18 protein-coding genes and 1 tRNA gene are annotated in these 19,276 nt (G+C 43.1%); 10 read left to right on the forward strand and 9 right to left on the reverse strand.

Going from position 1 to position 19,276, the window contains the following annotated elements; all coding sequences use genetic code 11:
• Positions 1-183: 183 nt before the first annotated feature.
• Positions 184-1,647 carry a lipopolysaccharide biosynthesis protein gene (locus PSM36_RS01215; protein ID WP_076928437.1) on the forward strand — a complete coding sequence of 488 codons (1,464 nt, stop codon included), beginning with the start codon at positions 184-186 and terminating at the stop codon, positions 1,645-1,647.
• Between the two features lie 80 nt (positions 1,648-1,727).
• Complete coding sequence (locus tag PSM36_RS01220; RefSeq protein ID WP_076928438.1) at positions 1,728-2,558, forward strand: FkbM family methyltransferase; 831 nt, start codon at positions 1,728-1,730, stop codon at positions 2,556-2,558.
• A 130-nt stretch (positions 2,559-2,688) separates the two neighbouring features.
• On the opposite strand, the gene PSM36_RS01225 is transcribed toward PSM36_RS01220, so the two are convergent.
• Genes PSM36_RS01225 through PSM36_RS01235 form a run of 3 tightly spaced genes read right to left on the reverse strand, consistent with a single transcriptional unit; the run spans position 2,689 to position 5,407 of the window.
• Positions 2,689-3,582: a glycosyltransferase family protein gene (locus PSM36_RS01225; RefSeq protein ID WP_076928439.1), complete on the reverse strand. Its 894-nt coding sequence runs from the start codon at positions 3,580-3,582 to the stop codon at positions 2,689-2,691.
• Positions 3,583-3,594: 12 nt separating this feature from the next.
• Positions 3,595-4,419, reverse strand: a complete 825-nt coding sequence (locus PSM36_RS01230; RefSeq protein ID WP_076928440.1) for an MBL fold metallo-hydrolase — start codon at positions 4,417-4,419, stop codon at positions 3,595-3,597.
• Between the two features lie 37 nt (positions 4,420-4,456).
• The gene (locus tag PSM36_RS01235; RefSeq protein WP_394333048.1) at positions 4,457-5,407 is read right to left on the reverse strand and encodes an NAD(P)H-dependent flavin oxidoreductase; all 951 of its coding nucleotides are present in this window, start codon (positions 5,405-5,407) and stop codon (positions 4,457-4,459) included.
• Between the two features lie 209 nt (positions 5,408-5,616).
• Between PSM36_RS01235 and purD the strand changes: the two genes are divergently transcribed.
• The 3 genes from purD (at position 5,617) to PSM36_RS01250 (ending at position 8,527) form a co-directional block, all read left to right on the forward strand.
• Positions 5,617-6,891, forward strand: coding sequence for a phosphoribosylamine--glycine ligase (purD, locus tag PSM36_RS01240; protein ID WP_076928442.1), 1,275 nt, complete (start codon positions 5,617-5,619; stop codon positions 6,889-6,891).
• Positions 6,892-6,905: 14 nt separating this feature from the next.
• The gene (locus PSM36_RS01245; protein WP_076928443.1) at positions 6,906-7,925 is read left to right on the forward strand and encodes a hypothetical protein; all 1,020 of its coding nucleotides are present in this window, start codon (positions 6,906-6,908) and stop codon (positions 7,923-7,925) included.
• 98 nt (positions 7,926-8,023) lie between these two features.
• Positions 8,024-8,527: a DUF4251 domain-containing protein gene (locus PSM36_RS01250; protein WP_076928444.1), complete on the forward strand. Its 504-nt coding sequence runs from the start codon at positions 8,024-8,026 to the stop codon at positions 8,525-8,527.
• 70 nt (positions 8,528-8,597) lie between these two features.
• Here the strand turns inward: PSM36_RS01250 and PSM36_RS01255 are convergent, their stop codons facing one another.
• Entirely contained in the window at positions 8,598-10,226 is a 1,629-nt protein-coding gene (locus PSM36_RS01255) for an alkaline phosphatase (RefSeq protein ID WP_076931967.1), read from the reverse strand.
• Between the two features lie 257 nt (positions 10,227-10,483).
• On the opposite strand from PSM36_RS01255, the gene surE reads away from it, so the two are divergent.
• The 3 genes from surE (at position 10,484) to PSM36_RS01270 (ending at position 13,733) form a co-directional block, all read left to right on the forward strand.
• Positions 10,484-11,257, forward strand: coding sequence for a 5'/3'-nucleotidase SurE (gene surE / locus PSM36_RS01260; RefSeq protein WP_076928445.1), 774 nt, complete (start codon positions 10,484-10,486; stop codon positions 11,255-11,257).
• Positions 11,258-11,329: 72 nt separating this feature from the next.
• Complete coding sequence (locus tag PSM36_RS01265; RefSeq protein ID WP_076928446.1) at positions 11,330-12,478, forward strand: lipid-A-disaccharide synthase; 1,149 nt, start codon at positions 11,330-11,332, stop codon at positions 12,476-12,478.
• A 238-nt stretch (positions 12,479-12,716) separates the two neighbouring features.
• Positions 12,717-13,733 (forward strand): ATP-dependent 6-phosphofructokinase, encoded by a 1,017-nt coding sequence (locus PSM36_RS01270; protein ID WP_076928447.1) that lies wholly within the window; start codon positions 12,717-12,719, stop codon positions 13,731-13,733.
• Positions 13,734-13,749: 16 nt separating this feature from the next.
• On the opposite strand, the gene rnc is transcribed toward PSM36_RS01270, so the two are convergent.
• From rnc to PSM36_RS01285, 3 genes are read right to left on the reverse strand one after another with little or no spacing between them, the layout of a single operon-like run.
• Positions 13,750-14,550 carry a ribonuclease III gene (gene rnc / locus PSM36_RS01275; protein WP_076928448.1) on the reverse strand — a complete coding sequence of 267 codons (801 nt, stop codon included), beginning with the start codon at positions 14,548-14,550 and terminating at the stop codon, positions 13,750-13,752.
• 1 nt (position 14,551) lies between these two features.
• Complete coding sequence (fabF, locus tag PSM36_RS01280; protein WP_076928449.1) at positions 14,552-15,814, reverse strand: beta-ketoacyl-ACP synthase II; 1,263 nt, start codon at positions 15,812-15,814, stop codon at positions 14,552-14,554.
• 9 nt (positions 15,815-15,823) lie between these two features.
• Positions 15,824-16,060, reverse strand: a complete 237-nt coding sequence (locus PSM36_RS01285) for an acyl carrier protein (protein WP_019539373.1) — start codon at positions 16,058-16,060, stop codon at positions 15,824-15,826.
• Positions 16,061-16,212: 152 nt separating this feature from the next.
• Here PSM36_RS01285 and purN point away from each other — a divergent pair, with 152 nt between their 5' ends.
• Together purN and PSM36_RS01295 are read left to right on the forward strand one after the other, a co-directional pair.
• Complete coding sequence (gene purN, locus PSM36_RS01290; RefSeq protein ID WP_076928450.1) at positions 16,213-16,800, forward strand: phosphoribosylglycinamide formyltransferase; 588 nt, start codon at positions 16,213-16,215, stop codon at positions 16,798-16,800.
• Between the two features lie 176 nt (positions 16,801-16,976).
• Positions 16,977-17,058: transfer RNA gene (locus PSM36_RS01295), tRNA-Leu, on the forward strand.
• Between the two features lie 367 nt (positions 17,059-17,425).
• On the opposite strand, the gene PSM36_RS01300 is transcribed toward PSM36_RS01295, so the two are convergent.
• Both PSM36_RS01300 and PSM36_RS01305 read right to left on the reverse strand, forming a co-directional pair.
• Positions 17,426-17,800, reverse strand: coding sequence for a DUF3127 domain-containing protein (locus tag PSM36_RS01300; RefSeq protein ID WP_076928451.1), 375 nt, complete (start codon positions 17,798-17,800; stop codon positions 17,426-17,428).
• Positions 17,801-18,056: 256 nt separating this feature from the next.
• Positions 18,057-19,235: a TolC family protein gene (locus PSM36_RS01305; protein WP_076928452.1), complete on the reverse strand. Its 1,179-nt coding sequence runs from the start codon at positions 19,233-19,235 to the stop codon at positions 18,057-18,059.
• Between the last annotated feature and the right edge of the window lie 41 nt (positions 19,236-19,276).

Consider the following 19,276-nt stretch of genomic DNA (forward strand, 5'->3'; position numbering starts at 1 on the left):
TTTATAATTATCCTCTTGGATATATTTACCGAGATAGCCAAAAAAGATCTACTCTATGGATAATATCCAATGATGTTTAGTAAAACCGATACTTCCCGTAACAAAAAGTTGCGTATTTTTGCAGGATGATTTGAGATCGTCTGAATGTAATTGGACTACCCTGTTTATTAATCTATATCGTAAATGGCTGATTCCGCACTGAAGAAAAAAACAACCCGTTCGCTTTTCTGGAGCTTTATTGATAAGTTCGGGCAGCAGATACTCAACTTTGTGAGTATGCTGGTGCTGATGAATATCGTGGTGCCGGATGCTTACGGATTGATCGGGTCGCTGGCTGTATTTACAGCGTTCTCCACTATTCTTGTCGACAGCGGTTTCGGTAGATCATTGTTGAACCGGAAAGAGGTTTCTCCGGCCGAATACAGCTCCATTTTTTATTTTAACGTAGTATTGGGTGTTTTTATATATCTGCTCCTTTTCTTTCTTAGCCCGTTGATTGCCGGCCTGTTCAATGCTCCGGCGCTGATTCCGGTTACGAGAGGCTTGTTCCTGGCTCTTATCTTCAATGCTTTCGGGTTGATACCTTTAGTGGTTCTGACTAAAAATGCCGATTTTAAAAGACTTACGAAAGCCAATATACTGGCTTTGTTTATAGCAGATGTGGTTGCCATTGTTCTGGCTCTTACCGGACATGGTGTTTGGGCATTGGTTGCCCAAATCGTTTTATATGCATTTTTCAGGACGATATTTATGTGGCTGTATTCACCATGGAGGCCGGTTGCGGAATTCAGTCTTGGCCGGTTAAGATCCTTTTTCGGATTCAGTTATAAATTACTGTTGTCGTCGATGATTTCCACCACGGTGAATAACATCTATCCAAGCCTTATTGCCGTGTTCTACCCGATGAACCAGGTGGCATTCTTCAATCAGGCAAAGAAATACCAGGAAATACCTTTTCTGACGCTTTCCAACACTTTCCGGTCGGTAGGCATGGTAATCTTGTCGGAGATCAACGATCAGACGGAGCGCTTGAAGAGGGTAGTGAGAAAGCTGATCAAATCGATTGCTTTTCTCTCATTCCCAATAGCTTTCTTAATGATACTGATTGCCGAGCCCGCTTTTTATATCTTGTTTAAGGAGAAGTGGTTGGCTTCAGTGCCTTATTTTCAGATATTGACATTGGCCGGAATGCTACTGCCTTTTACCATTATTTTTAACGAGTTATTCATCGCAAAAGAACGATCTGCTTTTTTTCTGGGGCTTGAAGTTGTAAAAGGAGTTCTATTGCTCCTGTTAATTCTTCTCTTTTTTTCGAAAGGTATTATGGGGTTGGCTATCAGTTGGGTTGTATATATGATTGTGACGTTAATTTTGTCGGTGGTTTTTTCGGGAAAAGTTATTCAATATTCACTTCTTGATTTTGTGAAGGATACATTTCCCTATTTCTTTATGGCTGTAATCAGTACGGGAGTTTCCTATTTTTCCACTCGTAATATTGGGAGCGATATTCTTTTTGTTGTTATAAATCCGGTGTTGATTGTGTTATTCTATATTGGGTTATGTAAGTTATTCAGATTGGAGATGACAGGAGAAATTGAACAATGGTTTGCGGCAAGAAAAAAGAAAAAAGTATCAAATGAATATTGAAAATCAAATAAATATAAAAACTCCGAGAGTTTAATCACAAACCACCGGACATAGAATTAATTTAAAATAATATTTGTTCAATGAAAAAATTGCTTGAAGAAATCGGGAAAAAACTAGGATATAAGTATTTTCGTTATGGGATTCCATATCAATTAGAATGTAAAAAACACAAAAATGAGATTGATTATTTGAAATCTGTTTTGGCAGATGATTTGTCGAGAGATGTATTGAATGCCGCCATTAAATGCAGAATGACGCGAAATTATAAATATCTCAAACCGTTTTACGATACCAATAATACCAAAGAATTGATGTTGAATTCTGGATATACTGTGTGTTTTGATCCGTCACAGTATTTTCCCAAAGATATTATCAATCTTTCAACAGAAGAGGTTTTTATAGATGGTGGTGGATTTGTTGGCGATACAGCTTTGAATTTTATCGGACAGACTGCCGGATATTTTAATAAAATACACATATTTGAACCTATTAAACGTAATTGTGAGCAAATCAGAAAAAACATAACAAATTTATCCGATAAAGTAATTTTGCATAATTTGGGGTTGTATTCTTCCTGTGAAGAAACTTTTTTTGAAGATTCAGGCAGTGGCTCCCGCATTGGTAAAGGTAAAGAGTTAGTAAAACTTGTGGCATTAGACAATTATTTTTCCGAACAGGAACGTAGTGAAATCACATATATTAAATTGGATGTTGAGGGTGCAGAAATGTCAGCTCTTGAAGGGATGCAAGATACAATTATAAAATACAATCCTAAATTAGCAATTTGCATATACCATAAACCGGCAGATTTATGGGAATTGCCACTGTATATCCATAAACTAAACCCCAAATACAATCTTTATATCAGGCAACACCACCCTGTTAATGAAACAGTTTTATATGCTGTATAGAGTAGAGTTTTTTTTAATGCCTGAGCCCCTAACTCTTCAAAAAAGATATTGTATTCTTTCCCGAAACAAGTTTTCTTCTATGGAAGGGCAATGCAGCCGGAAATTGGTGTAGGACGATGTGCAGGTTCTGTCAAATTTTTAAATGTCTTTTGATTCTTCGTCTTACTTTTGCCCAAAACGAATAGGTCTTGTTATGATATCTTTCTATTGATTTTCGTGCTGCCTTATTTTCTTCTATTACCGGAATATTGATGGTTAGTCTATCGGTATATAGCTGAGTAGTGTAAATGTCCTGAAGGCCACTATGTATGCCACTCCCGTCGAATCCGATATTTCTTACCAACGATCTTCCGGCATTGACCGAAAGCATATCTTTCAGAAACAAGGAAGCATTCCAGCGGATGGCCCATGAATTGTTTTTCCCATTTACTTGTCTTTGTAACATCCGGGTATAGGGGTATTTGCCATTGAAGTCAAACAATCTGGATAGATTGCGACTTTTTATTTCGTTTAATAGTGCTTCTCCGTCAGGGTTGAATTCTTTCCATGCCCTTTTCCAGGTAGCCCAGCCCCAACTTCCTGTCCACTTTATCAAAAAGGTTTCCGGCAATTCCGGAAGAGGGTAGCAATATCCATGTATATGTCCGATTCTATTTTCGTTCTCGAACATATCCAAGGCTTCGTTCATGAATGTGAGAAAATAGGGGGATGTTGACAGGTCATCTTCAATCACGATCACTTTGCCATACTCCTCAATCACCTTGGTAACACCGTCGATAATATTCTTTGCCAGTCCAACATTGTGGGTATTTTCGATAAGGTGAACTGCCTTGAATCCTTCAATAGGGCGAATGATTTCCCGTACCGCCTCCACATCTTTTTTATCTGTTTCATTCTTGTAGCCATCCGAAAATATAAATAGTTCACTTTTACTACAAAGGGCGTTATCCTGTAGTGCCTTCAATGTCTGTAGTGTATGGGAGGGACGGTTGTATGTGAACAAAAGTATAGGCGATAAGGACATTGGTGTGCGGATTTAAAAATCGGTTTTAGAGGACAATATATTCCGCTGTAATACCTGTAGCGAGACCTGTTCCCCCACCTTGATCCCTTTGCGGTTAAGATGTGTTTCTACCGTTTGGTAGGCCAGTTCCGGGTTGTTATTGTCACCGCTGAGGTGGCAGAGCCAGATATTACGTAGGTCGGACGAGTAGTTGTTGGCCAGGAATTCGGCGGTCTGCCGGTTGCTCAGGTGCCCTGATCCGGAGGTGATGCGTTGTTTCAGCGGGTAGGGGTAGCGACCGTTATTCAACATCTCTTCATCATAATTGCTTTCAATGACGAGATGATTGGCTTTGCAAATATAATAAGCTACTTCGTCGGTAATGGTACCCACATCGGTGGCGAGAGTAAACCGGTGATTGCCGAACCGGATAAAATAGCCGGAGTTATCCACACTATCGTGGGGTACATTGAAGGCTGTAATTTGGAAATCTTTAATTTGAAATGGGGTTCCTTTTTCAATATATATGGTTGACCCGTTAAGGCTGTTGCGGACAAGGGGATGATTTATAATCGCCTTGTGTACTTCACGGGTGGCATAGACCGGGATATGCAGTTTTTCTCCCAGATAGCCTACCGATTTGATATGGTCGTAGTGGTCGTGTGTGACCAGGATTGCCATGATCGATGAGAAGTCGATTCCATAGTGGGCAAGCCGTTTCTTGATGACACGCGGGCCGATGCCGGCGTCGATCAGGATGCCGTAGCGGGAATTCCCCAGATAGTAACTGTTGCCGCAACTACCGCTGCTCAGGCTGAAAAAAGAGAATCGTTCCGATGGAAAAAGTTCATACTGCATACTTACGAATGTGCCAATGTTACTGATGTGCCAATTGTCAATTATCAATTGCTAATTGAGATAGCCGATGAATAGTGCGGTTGTATTGCCCGATCATTTCATTGACAACCTGCCCTGCAGGGATGATCTCTTTTATATGTGAGGCGATCTGTCCGATCTCCAGTTCACCTTCTGTCAGGTCTCCATCAAAGATACCCCTTTTTGAACGCCCTTTGCCTAATAGTTCGCGCAATTCTTCGGGGGTAGCGCCGCGATCTTCCAGTTGCTGTACCTGTTGGTAGAACTCATTTCTTACCAGTCGTGTGGGACTCAGTTTCTTGAGTGATAATACCGTATCTCCTTCATTCAGGGAGATACACCGTTGTTTGAATGCTTCACTGGCAGAACTTTCATTGGTCAACGCGAACCGTGTACCTACCTGTACTCCTTCCGCGCCCAGGGCAAACGCTGCAGCCATCGCTTCGCCCGAGCCGATCCCCCCGGCAGCAATCAATGGCAGATCTATAGCCTTTCTCACCTGTGGTATCAACGCAAAAGTGGTAGTTTCTTCGCGACCGTTATGCCCACCGGCTTCAAATCCTTCGGCGACGACAGCGTCGACACCGGCTTCCGCACATTTAATGGCAAACCTGGAACTCGACACCACATGCGCTACTTTTATTCCTGCCGATTTGAGTGTCGCTGTCCAAGTTTTAGGATTGCCGGCCGAAGTGAAAACAACCGGTACTTTCTCTTCGAGGATAATCTGCATGATCTCTTCGATTTGAGGGTACATCAATGGTACGTTCACCCCGAACGGTTGTCCTGTGGCTGCCTTGTACTTCTGGATATGTTCTCGTAATGTCCCGGGATGCATTGATCCCGCCCCAATCAGTCCCAGCCCTCCGGCATTGCTGACTGCAGCCGCTAATTTCCAGCCGCTGCACCATACCATTCCTGCCTGGATGATAGGATAGCGAATACCAAAAAGGGCCGATATCCGGTTTATGCTCATGTTGATGATATTTGTTGCTTGAAGTTACAAAGATAGCAACCTCCCGACGATTTTCCCCCATTGTCGCAGTACAAAATCATTTTTTTAGTAGCTTTGCATACTTAATGTACCAATCCCGACACGTCGGGACAAGTAATGTCAATGTGAGTGAGGTGGAATGGTAATTGGTAAATTATAATTCATAAATCATAATTCATAACTCTATGAACGTTCTTCTTCTTGGTTCCGGTGGACGCGAGCATGCGTTAGCCTGGAAAATTCGAAAGAGCAGACACCTGAATAATCTGTATATTGCTCCCGGCAATGCGGGTACCGCAACGTTAGGGACAAATGTCGCCATTGATGTGACGGATTTCGGTGCGATGAGACAGTTTTCACTTGATAATGATATCGATATGATTGTGGTTGGTCCGGAAGTCCCTTTAGTAGAAGGGGTTTATGACTACTTCCATGAGGACGAAGATATCTGTCATATTGCAGTGATTGGTCCCTCCAGGGAAGGTGCTCAATTAGAGGGGAGCAAGGATTTTGCCAAAAGATTTATGACCACTTATAATATCCCTACTGCACGTTTCAAGACAGTTACTCTTGAAAATGTGACGGAAGGGAATGCTTTTCTCGATTCGCTCCCTTCACCCTATGTATTGAAAGCGGATGGCCTGGCGGCAGGGAAAGGAGTCCTGATTCTGAACGACCTGAATGAGGCGAAGCAGTCGCTTTGGGAGATGCTCAATGGGAAATTCGGCGCGGCTAGTAAAAGCGTGGTGATAGAAGAGTTCCTGTCGGGGATTGAGTGTTCAGTTTTCGTATTGACTGATGGACGATCGTATAAAATTCTTCCGGTAGCAAAAGACTACAAACGGATCGGTGAGGGTGATACCGGGCTGAATACCGGAGGTATGGGAGCTGTGTCACCTGTATCTTTTGCTGATGACCTATTTATGGAAAAAGTGAGGAGACGGATCGTGGAGCCTACTATCGAAGGATTGCAAAAAGAAAAGATAGATTACAAAGGATTTATTTTCCTGGGCCTGATCAATGTTGAAGGGGAGCCAAAAGTGATTGAGTACAATGTTCGAATGGGTGATCCGGAGACGGAAGTGGTGGTACCTCTGATCAAGTCGGATCTTCTGGAATTATTTACTGCCGTAGCTACCGAAACATTAGATGAGAAAGTATTGGAAATAGACGACCGTTACGCTGTGACAGTGATGATGGTTTCCGGAGGATATCCAGGAAGTTATGAAAATGGAAAAATCATTGAAGGACTGAATGATGTAGAGGATAGCATTGTTTTCCATGCCGGTACAAAGAATGTGGGGGATAAAATTGTTACGTCGGGAGGACGTGTGCTTTCCGTTACTTCATACGGGAAAACTATGGATGAAGCCTTAGGGGCATCTTATAAGAATATAGCGAAGATCCATTTTGAGAATGGCTACTTCAGGAAAGATATAGGCTTTGATCTCAGTATATAAAATCTAATGTGCCCATGCATTCTGTCGTCAGGTCATTCCGTGCAGCTTTTGTGGAGGGGCGTTTTGTTCCTCTGCTTGCCGCTTTCGGAATGATAGGTATGCGGGCTGCCCTGTTCTATACGCAGGGTTTACCCTGGATTGCCTCTCCCGGTGACAATTATGCGTGGGAACCAATAGCACATCTCTTTGCCCGTCCGCAGGTTTCACTGATTGCTTCTACGCTGGCTGTTTTTTTGATCGCATGGATCCTATCCCTGTTAAACGGTAGGTTCAATCTTATTCGTTCGCGGTCAAACCTGCCTTTTACCGCACCGGTATTCTTATTAAGCCTTCATCCCTATTTTTTGGTGATGTCGGGCGATTATATTGCTGTTATTTTTGTCCTTCTGGCATTCTTCCCTCTTCTGGACTCGTATCAGAAACCGGATCCATATCTTTGTTCGTTTCGGGCATCGATATTGATAGCGGTAGCCTCCCTGTTTCAGATCTATGCGCTTTTCTTATTGCCTTTATGGTGGGTTGGAGAACGGTCGATGCGGGGACCCCAGTTTCGCTCGTTTGTCTCGTCCTGGTTTGGACTTTTCCTTGTGTATATAACGGTGGTCTCCGTCTATTGGCTAATTGATGATATTCCCCGTTTTGCCAGGCCTCTTCTACAGTTTATATCCTTGTCACTACCTGAAATTCCCCGATTTTCTCTTCTGGAGTGGGGAGGAGTATTGTTTGTCGGATTGTTTTTTATATCCAATATGATTTTTAGTATCAAGATATATAGTCGTGATAAGGCACTCACGCTCTCGTTAATGCAGTTCATGGTCTTTCTGATTGTTTTTCTGTTGTTTCTTCAGGTGGTCTACTGGCGGGAAACTTTTTTCTTCTTGTCGCTTTCCCTCACACTGGTCTCTTATCTGAACGCATATTTCTACTCAAGAACGATTTCGAAAAACCATATTTATGTGGCATATGGTATGTTGTCGCTGATGCTGTTGCTATATCTCTCGCATCTTCTCCCTTCGATGGGGATCCTTCTATAAAACAAAAAACTATTTTCCTTTGTTTATTATATGATTATGTCACTGGTGATATGTGATTTCTGCTATATAAAGGATCTTATTTATGAAGGAGGATATATATGAAAAAGTTATCATTATTTAGTATTGCAGGACTTCTTTCAGTTCTATCTTTTTGTGCATGTGGAAGTGCCCAAACGGCGGTTGAGAAAGAGAAACTGGCAGCCGATGTGGGGAATGCGGTGAAAGTGCCCGATTTTACATTTAAAGCTACCTACGCCTATCCTACCGGTTACAAGTCGATTTATCTTTCACCCTATTATGATGTGAAAGTGTCGCCCGATACGGTGATAGCCTATCTGCCTTATTATGGCCGCGCCTACCGTGCGCCTATGGATCCGAGAGAAGGTGGATATCGTTTCACGAGTACCGACTTTGAGTATAAAGCAGATAAAGGAAACAAGAAAGGAAATTGGGATGTGGTGATCACATTCCGTGACCTGGATCGTCCCGTTACATTCCGCTTTGATATCTGGGAGAACGGAACGGCACGCCTCAGTGTGAACGATACGGATAGACAACAGATATCATTCCATGGAGATATTGTACTCCGGAAAGAAGAATGATTTCTGTCAAAAACAAAAAAAATCCACCTATAAAGTGGATTTTTTTTGTTTTATAGTAAGGCCCAAAGATTTATAATTTCTCCGCAAGGGCCACCGGCAAATAGAACGTATCGTTCTTATCGATATAGACTGTTACAGATCCGATGTCGAATGGTTTCCCATTCAATGTAGCCACGGATGAGAATGCTTTCACCTCAAGGTTGTTCTTTCCTTTCTTTACCCGGAGTACCGGAAAGTCCGGATCTTTCTTATCGATTGAATATTTTAATCCCGCAAAGACCTCATTATGTTTGGCGAAAATCTTGTCGGATAATTCCTGTAGCGATATCTCCAATCCGGTTACTTTCTGCAGGTATTGATTCAACCCTGTATTTTTCACATGTCCCTTGAGCACATCGCCCTGTGGGTGGTAAGAAGCAAGAAGTACTTCTTCTCCGGTGTGCCCTCCTGTCGTAAATCCGAAACAAGTTCTGGAATTCAATATGTTGACGATGTTATGTGCGAGATTATTGCTTGAGGCAACTTTCATATAGTCTACTTCTTTGTAATTTTTGGAAGCAAGCAGTGTTTCAAGTTCTTCGTCTGTGATATCGATATCAGTGTATTGTTTGAATACCGCTTTAATCCCTTCGGGTTTTGTATTGACCAATATTGATTCGAGCCCGTTGGCGCTCAACTGGTATTTGGAAACTGTGCCGAAAAGTTGCTCTATGGAGAGTTTATCGTATCCCGGGCAATCCCTCGAACCGATCGAAATACCACTGTTACCATGGTCTGCGGCAACCACGACTACTGTATTTCCGTCTTTTTCGGCAAATGCCATCGCCTTGCCTACTGCCTCGTCAAAAGCAAGATATTCGTCGATCATTGTGGCTGCATCATTGGCATGTGCTGCCCAGTCGACCTGGCTCCCTTCTACCATCATGAAGAAGCCGTTTTCGTTCTTCGATAGTATTTCTAAAGCCTTTTCAGTCATCTCTGCGAGTGAAGGTACCTTGTCGGGATTCCTGTCAATATTGTAAGGGAGACCCCGTTCGCCAAATAGCGCCCAAACCTTCCCATTGCCATTATAATTGAGTAATGCTTCTTTATCGTTTTGAATGAGAGTGGTTCCGTTATTTACGAAATGTTTTTTAATGTCATCGGTAAGAATACTGTTACCGCCGGCGAACACCACGTCTATGTTCTGATAGGCCATTTGCGGGGCAAGGGCCTTGTAGTTGCCTCTGTTATAATGATGTGCTGAGAAGTCGGCCGGTGTGGCGTGGGGAAACTCACAGGTAACCACTAATCCTACTGCTTTCTTTTTCTCAATCTTTGATGCTTCGAGGATGGTGGCGGCAGGTTGATAAGTCCGTGATGCGTCTACCGGAAACAGGTCGTTATCGGAAACTTCAGGATGAATAGCCACGTTACCGGTTTGTTGTAATACCCCGGTTGCGTAGCATGAGCCGGTGGGAGCAGAGTCCCCGATCGGGGCGTTAGATGAAAAGGTGGTGACGGTGCCTGTGAAATAAGGATCGATGTTCAGTTTATCCTCCATGCCATTGTAGTACTTGAACCATCGTGCAGCAGAATAGACCCCTACGGATGTACCGTCGGGGATCATCATAATTACATTTTTTACAGGCCTTACTTCCTGTGCAAATATCAGGGAAGCAGCCAGAAACAGATAAAGAAGTGTGCCAAATCTCTTCATAACGATTGTCATTGTTTTTGTGGATATGTTTGGGAACCCTATGGAATTACCCGCCGGTGCGCATAGGCACCGGGTGTCAGTTCCATCTCATACTAATTGTTTTGTGAATCCCCAAAGGTATAAAAAAAATTGGCTTATCCCTCGGCTTTCACTATATTTGTAGAATATAAGATGTGCCTCAGGTAAACTCAAACAATTTTGGCTTACCATTCGGCTTTCATTATATTTGTAATTCTTAAAAACGAGAAAGAAACAGAATGATGAATAGAAAACCCTTGATCCTGGTCACTAATGATGATGGGTATCAGGCGAAAGGAATCGCTTCATTGACGGAAGCGGTGAGAGATTTAGGAGAAGTAATTGTATTCGCACCCGATTCGCACCGTTCGGGTATGTCGAGTGCCATTTCCACCAGCCAGCCACTTCGGGTAAGATTGCATAGGGAAGAGGAAAATCTGACCGTTTATACCTGTAACGGCACACCGGTCGATTGTGTGAAACTGGCATTGAACGAGTTTGTGGATCGCAAGCCCGATTTATTGGTTTCGGGGATCAATCATGGCTCTAATGCCGGGATCAGTGTTATTTATTCCGGTACTATGGGAGCTGCTATCGAAGGCTGTGTCTTCGATGTGCCCTCTATCGGCTTTTCGTTGTGTGATTTTACACCTGATGCCGATTTCTCTTTCACAAAGGAGATCACCAGAAAACTGGCATCAATAGTAATTGATGAAGGGCTTCCCCGGGGAATTTGCCTGAATGTGAATGTACCGGCCGGAGAGGTGAAAGGGGTCAAGATAACAACGCAGACGCATGGCAAGTGGGTGAATGAGTATCACCGATCCAAGGATGGTTCAGGCAGAGACGTCTTCTGGATGACCGGTAATTTTGAAAACTGGGAAAAGGAGAATGACAACAGCGATGAGTGGGCCTTGGCAAATGGATATGCCGCGGTTGTACCGGTAAAGATCGATATGACAGCTTATGACTTTCTGCCCCAGTTGAAAGAGTGGAATTTTAATGGGATTTGACAATGGATAATTGACAATGAACAGTTGATGGTTTGATTCAATTGGCACATCGGCACATTAGTAAATTAGTATATGAAGTATTACCTTATAGCAGGAGAGGCATCGGGCGATTTACATGCATCCAACCTGATGCAGTCGCTACGGAAACATGATAAAGAGGCAGACTTTCGTTTCTTTGGGGGTGACCTGATGCAGTCAGTTGGCGGAACGCTGGTAAGGCATTACCGTGACATGGCCTTTATGGGTATTGTTCCTGTGGTGCTAAATGCCCGTACTATCCTGCGGAACCTCGCGTTCTGTAAAAAAGATATTACCACTTATCATCCCGACGCGGTGATCTTGGTCGATTATCCCGGTTTTAACCTCAAGATTGCCAAGTATGTAAAAACTAAACTCGATATCCCTGTTTACTATTATATCTCGCCCAAAGTGTGGGCATGGAAAAAATACCGGGTAAAATCGTTCAAAAAATATGTGGACGAAATGCTGTCAATCCTCCCTTTTGAAGTAGATTTCTTCAGGGAACATCAATATAAAGTGCATTATGTAGGAAATCCCACAGTGGATGCTATTGTCCAACGGGATCATAAAGAGGAAACTTTCAGCCAGTTTGTGGAAGCAAACGGTCTGGATAATAAGCCGGTGATCGCACTTCTTGCCGGAAGCCGTAAGCAGGAGATCACTAATAATCTTCCTTCGATGCTGGAAGCAGTCAAAGGTTATTCAGACGGTTATCAGTTGATCGTGGCAGGTGCACCGGGTATCGATCCGGCTTTCTATGGCAATTTTATAAGCTCTTTTCCTCCTGCAAAGGTGCTTTTTAATCAAACCTACCGTATTTTGGCACAATCGGATGCTGCGTTAGTGACTTCCGGTACAGCTACCCTGGAGACAGCCCTGCTTAATGTTCCTCAAGTGGTTTGCTACAAAACACCTATGCCGAAGATCACTTATTGGGTCTTTAAAAATATTCTTCATACGCCTTATATTTCCTTAGTAAACCTAATATGCAATCGAGAGGTTGTAAAAGAACTGTTCGCCCGCTTCTTCACAATAGATAATATTCGTAAGGAACTGAAACAGATACTCCATGTGCAAAGCTACCGACAAAATATGCTCAGTAACTACGAAGAGATGCGCCAGATCCTGGGAGGCCCGGGTGCTTCGGATCGGGCTGCGACCATCATTTATGCCAAATGTATGAAAAATAGCCACCTCTGACAATACCCGTAGTCTTTTGCCGGAAAATATTTTTATTGAAACTGCATTTTTTCTCTCTTTTTTGTTTTCTTTGTAGGATTCATAATTTCAAGATTCAAAAATTTATAATTGAGCCTACTCAGAAAACCCTGGTTTTGCCGTTTTAGCCCTCATTACAGGACTTGTGAAGGGGGTGATTTCTCGAAAAAAGACTTATCGGAGTGGACTCATAATTTATAATTCATAACTCATAATTCAGATGAAGGTAGGTATTCTTACTTCCGGCGGTGATGCCCCGGGAATTAACGCGACCATACGTGGCGTTGGAAAAACAGCCATCAATAATTATGGCATGCAGATAATTGGTATCCAGAACGGTTTTTCCGGACTGCTGTACAAAGACATTGTGGAACTTACCGATCAGTCTCTTTCGGGAATTCTGAATATGGGAGGGACAATTCTGGGTACGGCACGCGAGAAAGTATTCCGTAAAATGATTACTTCCCCCGATGAGAAAGACAGGGAGCAGATCAAAAATGCCTATAATGAGCTGGGACTTGATTGTTTAGTCTGTATAGGAGGAAATGGCACACAACGTACCACATGGATGCTTTCTGAACTGGGATTGAATGCGGTGGGAATACCTAAAACTATTGACAATGACGTATATGGTACAGATGTGACTTTTGGGTTCGATACGGCTGTGAATATCGCTACCGATGCTATCGACAGGCTACACTCTACTGCCAGTTCACATCGTCGCGTGATGGTGATTGAACTGATGGGACACCATGCGGGATGGATCACGCTTCATGCCGGGATGGCCGGAGGAGCTGATATCATCCTGTTGCCGGAGTTAGGATATAATATGAAAGTGGTTATCGATAAGATCAACCAGCGGATGGAAATGGGGAAGGCTTACTCTATTGTAGCTGTGGCTGAAGGCGTAGAGGTACCTACCAAAGAGCGCCCTGCCACTTATTTTGCCCGTGAGATCGAAAGCCAGACCGGTTATGAAACCCGTGAAACGGTACTCGGTTATATTCAACGGGGAGGATCTCCGTCGCCCTATGACAGAAATCTTGGCACATTGTTGGGTGGACATGCGGCAGAGCTGATCCATGAAGGAAAATTTGGAAGGATGGTTGCCAAAATAGGATCAGAAATCACCGCAGTACCCCTGTCTGATGTAGCCGGTAAACTCCGGTTGGTTACCCCCGATAACCAACTTGTGCTGCAGGGAAAACGAATGGGTATTTCTTTTGGTATCTGGTAAGTGAAAATAGTACTGATCACTCGTTCTCCGTAGTGGAGGCGGGTGATTCATTTCTTGTTGTTTCAACGAGCGCCTCTTGCAGTTCGTTGTTTTCACGTAACTTTTTGATAGCTACTTTTGCTGCCATCTGGTGAGATTCTTTCTTTGAGTATCCCTTTCCGGAACCAATTTCTGCCCCTCCTACTTTCACACGGGAAAAGAAGACGGGGTTATTTTGTGCATCATAGGTAGATTCAGTCACTTCAAAGTTGACTTCCACCCTGTTCTTTTGTCCCCACTCAATCAGCCTGGACTTAAAATCGACTTCACTTTTCAATACCTTATCAATATTCAGGTGCTGTTTGATGAGTGTTTCAAATACGAATTTCTTGGCTACCCGGTACCCCTGATCGAGATATATAGCACCGATAAGGGCTTCTAAAGCATCACCATATATATTGGTATTATGTGCCAGATTACGGGTCGATGAGACAATAAGTTTGTCCAGTCCAAGATCTATAGCCAGCTTGTTGAGTGTTTCCCTCTGTACTATACGTGAACGTGTACTGGTGAGAAACCCCTCCTTTTTGTGTTCGAAATCTTTATAAAGGATATCTGCGACGATGGCATCGAGAATGGCGTCCCCCAAAAATTCGAGACGTTCATTATTCACCCATCGCCCTTTCTCCGATCGGATGGACGAAGAACGGTGAGTCATGGCTTCTTTATAGAGGTCTATCCTGTCGGGATAGAAGCCCAATACGTTATAAAACGAGAGATAAGGCTCTTTCCCTCTGTGCGGGAGAGCCTTTATCCTCTTTACGAGTCTTCTTAACACACTATTTGTTGAATTGCTTGAGAATTACACTTGCGTTGTGTCCCCCAAAGCCAAAAGTGTTAGATAACGCAGCTCTTATCTTCCTTTTTTGAGCTTTGTTGAATGTAAAATTCAGGTTGTAGTCAATTTCCGGATCATTGTCTCCCTCGTCATGGTTGATGGTGGGAGGAACAATTTGATCCCTGATTGCCAAGATAGTGAACATTGCTTCGATAGCACCTGCACCTCCCAAAAGGTGGCCGGTCATCGATTTGGTCGAACTGATATTCAGGTTGTAGCTGTGTTCACCAAATACATCGAGGATTGCCTTCACTTCCGAGATATCGCCTACAGGAGTGGATGTGCCGTGTACGTTAATGTAATCGATCTCATCCGGGTTCATTTCAGCATCTTCCAAAGCATTCCGCATCACTAATTTAGCACCCAATCCGTCGGGATGGGAAGCAGTGATATGGTGTGCGTCGGCCGACATGCCTCCACCGACTACTTCTGCATAGATAGTAGCCCCACGTGCCAGTGCATGGCCTAACTCTTCGAGGATGAGTGTCGATCCGCCTTCTCCAATCACGAACCCGTCGCGGCTGGCGCTGAAAGGACGTGATGCCGTCAACGGTGAGTCGTTGCGGGTGGACAACGCGTGCATGGCGTTGAATCCTCCCACTGCCGAGGGACTGATCGTCGCTTCGGCACCACCTGTTACAATGACATTAGCTTTACCCAGGCGAATAAGATTGAATGCGTCGACAATTGCATTGGTAGAGGAAGCGCAAGCCGACACGGTCGCATAGTTAGGACCCCTCAGTCCATAAATCATAGAGATATGCCCGGCGGCGATATCCGCTATCATTTTCGGAATGAAAAAGGGATTGAAACGTGGCCCTTTGTCCATGTTGGTATAATAACTCCCAACTTCCTCTTCGAATGTTCTTATTCCTCCGATCCCGGCAGAAAAAATAACCCCGATACGGTCTACATTCTCATTTTCGAGATCGAGCCCTGAATCCGCCATCGCTTCTTTGGCTGCGTGGATGGCTAACTGGGCATACCGGTCATATTTTCTGGCTTCTTTACGATCAAAAAGATCGCTCGGATCGAAATTTTTTACTTCGCAGGCAAACTGCGTTTTGAAAAGCGATGCATCAAAATGAGTAATAGGCCCGGCTCCGCTTTTACCCGCCAAAGCATTTTCCCACGTGGTTTTCACGTCATTGCCAAGGGGGGTAATCGCACCCAGGCCTGTTACTACTACTCTCTTTAACTCCATAAAAATGGATTATTTTGCGTGTTGTTCTACGTAAGAAATTGCGTCACCAACAGTAGAGATCTTTTCAGCTTGATCGTCCGGAATTGAAATGTTGAATTCTTTTTCGAATTCCATGATCAATTCAACCGTATCAAGAGAGTCAGCTCCCAAATCATTGGTGAAGCTTGCGGTTTCAGTAACCTCAACTTCTTCAACACCCAATTTATCGACAATAATCGATTTCACCCTTTGTGCTACTTCAGACATAACTTTCGATATTAATTAATAAATAAAAAAATTTATTCTTAAATTTGCGATGCAAAGTAACACAAATTTTCTCTAACAGAGCAAATTTTTGTCTATTAAAATCAAGAAAAGTGCACAAATTATGTTTTTTTGTGCAGGAAACAACCGTTTTTATGACTCGTATCGCCCTGTTTGCATCGGGAAGTGGCAGTAATGCGGAGAATGTTATCCGCTATTTTTCCGGACATGAAGATATATCGGTCCCACTTATCATTTCCAATAAAAGAGATGCTTATGTACATGAACGTGCCGACCGGCTGGGTATCCCCTCTTTTACATTCAGTAAGGCTGAGTTCGATGAGGGGTCGGCCATAATAGATATGCTTCGTTCGTATGATATCGATTATATTGTATTGGCCGGATTTTTATTGAAAGTGTCACAGTCGTTGCTTGATACCTATCCCGGCCGGATTATCAATATTCATCCGGCGCTGTTGCCCAAATTCGGAGGTAAGGGGATGTATGGCGGCAGGGTACACCAGGCTGTGGTGGAAGCGGGTGAAAAGGAGTCAGGCATCACTATCCATTATATAGATGAAAATTACGATGAGGGGGACATTATTTTTCAGGTTACCTGTGAAGTGTTGCCTGAAGATACGCCTGAAGATGTCGCTCGGAAGGTGCATGCATTGGAATATGCCCATTTCCCGAAGGTGATTAAAGCTGTGGTGAAAGGGGAGGATCTTTCAAAATTTGGATAGGTAAGAATATGCAGATGGGGTTCTACCGTATTGTGTATCGTTTCAATGCTGAACGTCGGAGAATAAAAAAATTGAATTGAGATATCCCAAGAAGATATACACAATTGCAATAAAATTTTGCAAGAAGGAGGATCGGTAGAAAAATAAATCGTATCTTTGCGCCACATTTCACACCTGCGGCCGTGGCGTAATTGGTAGCCGCGCTAGACTTAGGATCTAGTGCCGAGAGGCGTGGGGGTTCGAGTCCCTTCGGCCGCACAGATAAAAAAATTGTTTGAGTCCCTGAAAGTAAATATACTTTTTGGGATTTTTTTATTATATGCCACTGTTATCGGTCGAATTTCTGATTAAATATTTGTAGAAACAAAAAAGCATTTCATATTTGAATGGCTTAGCTTTTAGATAGCGATCCGTCATTATCCATACACTTCTTTTGAATTATATTGAGTGGCTTCATTAAATCAAAGCTGCTTATGTCAATGGACGGTATGATCCTGTTTTTGTAGTCACAAAAGAGGATATTGATACCCTTGTTCTTAAAGTGGAATTATTGCGGGATATTACCAAACGTATTTGTGAGGGGAAAATTAAGAAGTATGAGAAGAAATGGATGAAATAGATTGATTTAAAACGGTAGATCATCCACTCCTTCATTCGCACTATTGAACGGGTTTTCCGGTGGGGGTATTTCGTCATATTCGTCTTTTGGAGAGAAAGTTGGAGTGTTGTTTTGGATGTTTTGTGCCTCTATTCTCCATGCTTTCACATCGGTATACCATCTTCCGTTGAATTCCCTGCTTTCCACATCAAAATCAATGGTGTAGAGTTCACCCGAATTGAGTGAAATATGCTGGAATTTATTTCCCCATAAAGAAATGCATATCTTTTTGGGATATTGATCCTGTGTCTCTACAATAATATCTTGTTTTCTCCATTCGCCGTTCCTTCCGGTTCCGGATTGAAGCGGAAGAAGTTGAATTAATTTCGCCGTTAATTGCATGATTTTTTCGTTCAATTACATTAGTCGTTTTCTCGCTATGGCAAAACTCAAACAAGTTTGGCTTTGCTCATTTAGCTTAACGAAAACGTTGATTATGGCCCCAAAAGATGTAGTTCGGGAACGTTTTTATTATGCGAAAATAGTATGAAAAAGGGGAATTGCCAAATTAAAAATGAATAACGGTTCCTTTAGCCTTACAATCTTCTGGATGATATGCCTGATATCTGGATAATTGGTGTTTCCTTTTCTGCTACGATTAAAGTTCTACTGCCGATAATTCCGCGAATGCTTTTTGGTAATCCCTTTCAGCTTCTAATGCACGGTTGATTGTTTCGTAGTATAAGCCGATCTCTACCATATACTCCAACAGCGATATTTCTCCTGCATCCAGGGCTTTTTTCAAGAGCCCGGTATTGTTTGCCGTTACCAACGATTGGCGGTATTTTTCAGCCGCTATTTTTAAACCGGCAGTACGGTTATAGAGTATCTGCAGTTGGTTGTAAAATTGTTGGCGGTTGTCTGTTTCCCGCGACTCGGCTGCTTTTACCGATGCTTTGGCTTGTTTTACCCGGTTCTTGTTTTCCCATAAAGGGATGGAGATGCCAAGGGAAAGACCCTGAAAGCGTTCTCCAACTACTTTTTCACTCATGTATCCGGCAGAGAGGGTGGGTAAGTTCATTGTTTTGCTCAGTGAGAGTCGTTGTTTACTTACTTCTATTTCCTGTCTGGCATAGGCTAAAACCGGATTTTGTTGTGCTGTTTGTGTAAACCAGTCGTCAAAATGCAGTGGAAGCAAGATGTCATCGTACTGCCAATCTTCCAGCAGGATGTCTGTTCCTCCATTCAGCCTTTTCAATTGTTCCAGCAATGCATTGCGTTCAACCTCGATACGGAATATTTCTCCCTGCACGCTGGTAAGGTTGAGTTGTACCTTATTATATTCCAGACGGCTGACATCACCTGAGTTCAGGCGGTCTTCGTAACCTGCAGCAATTGTTTCGGCATGTTGTAAGCGCTGATCCAGCTCTTTTTTCAGCGCGTTGTAGTAGATCAGGTCGATACAGTACTGTTTTGCTTCCAAAAGGATGTTCATACGGTCGGCTTTGTATTGCCATTCGACCAATACATTCTGCTTATTGGCTGCTTTGCTTTTCATGCCCGTAATAGTGGCTATGTCAAATGTTTGCATAATGCTGAAATCGGTGCGGTTGCCAATGTCTGCGGGATTTCCCCAAAGATAATTGAACCCGACTTCCGGATTTTCAAGATATATACCCGTTTTATTTTCCAGTTTTTGTGCTTCCGCACTTTCACGGAGCGACTTTAATGTGGTATTGTTTTCTTCTATTGAGGCCAGTATGGAATTGATCGTTGTCTGCGCATTCAGAGTGATACCTGTAAACAGTATCAACAGGGTTGCTATGATTGTCTTCATTTGAATTCTATTAATTGTTTTCTCTGTTTTTATCTTATCCA

It is taken from the genome of Proteiniphilum saccharofermentans (assembly GCF_900095135.1).
Classification (GTDB): Bacteria; Bacteroidota; Bacteroidia; order Bacteroidales; family Dysgonomonadaceae; genus Proteiniphilum; species Proteiniphilum saccharofermentans.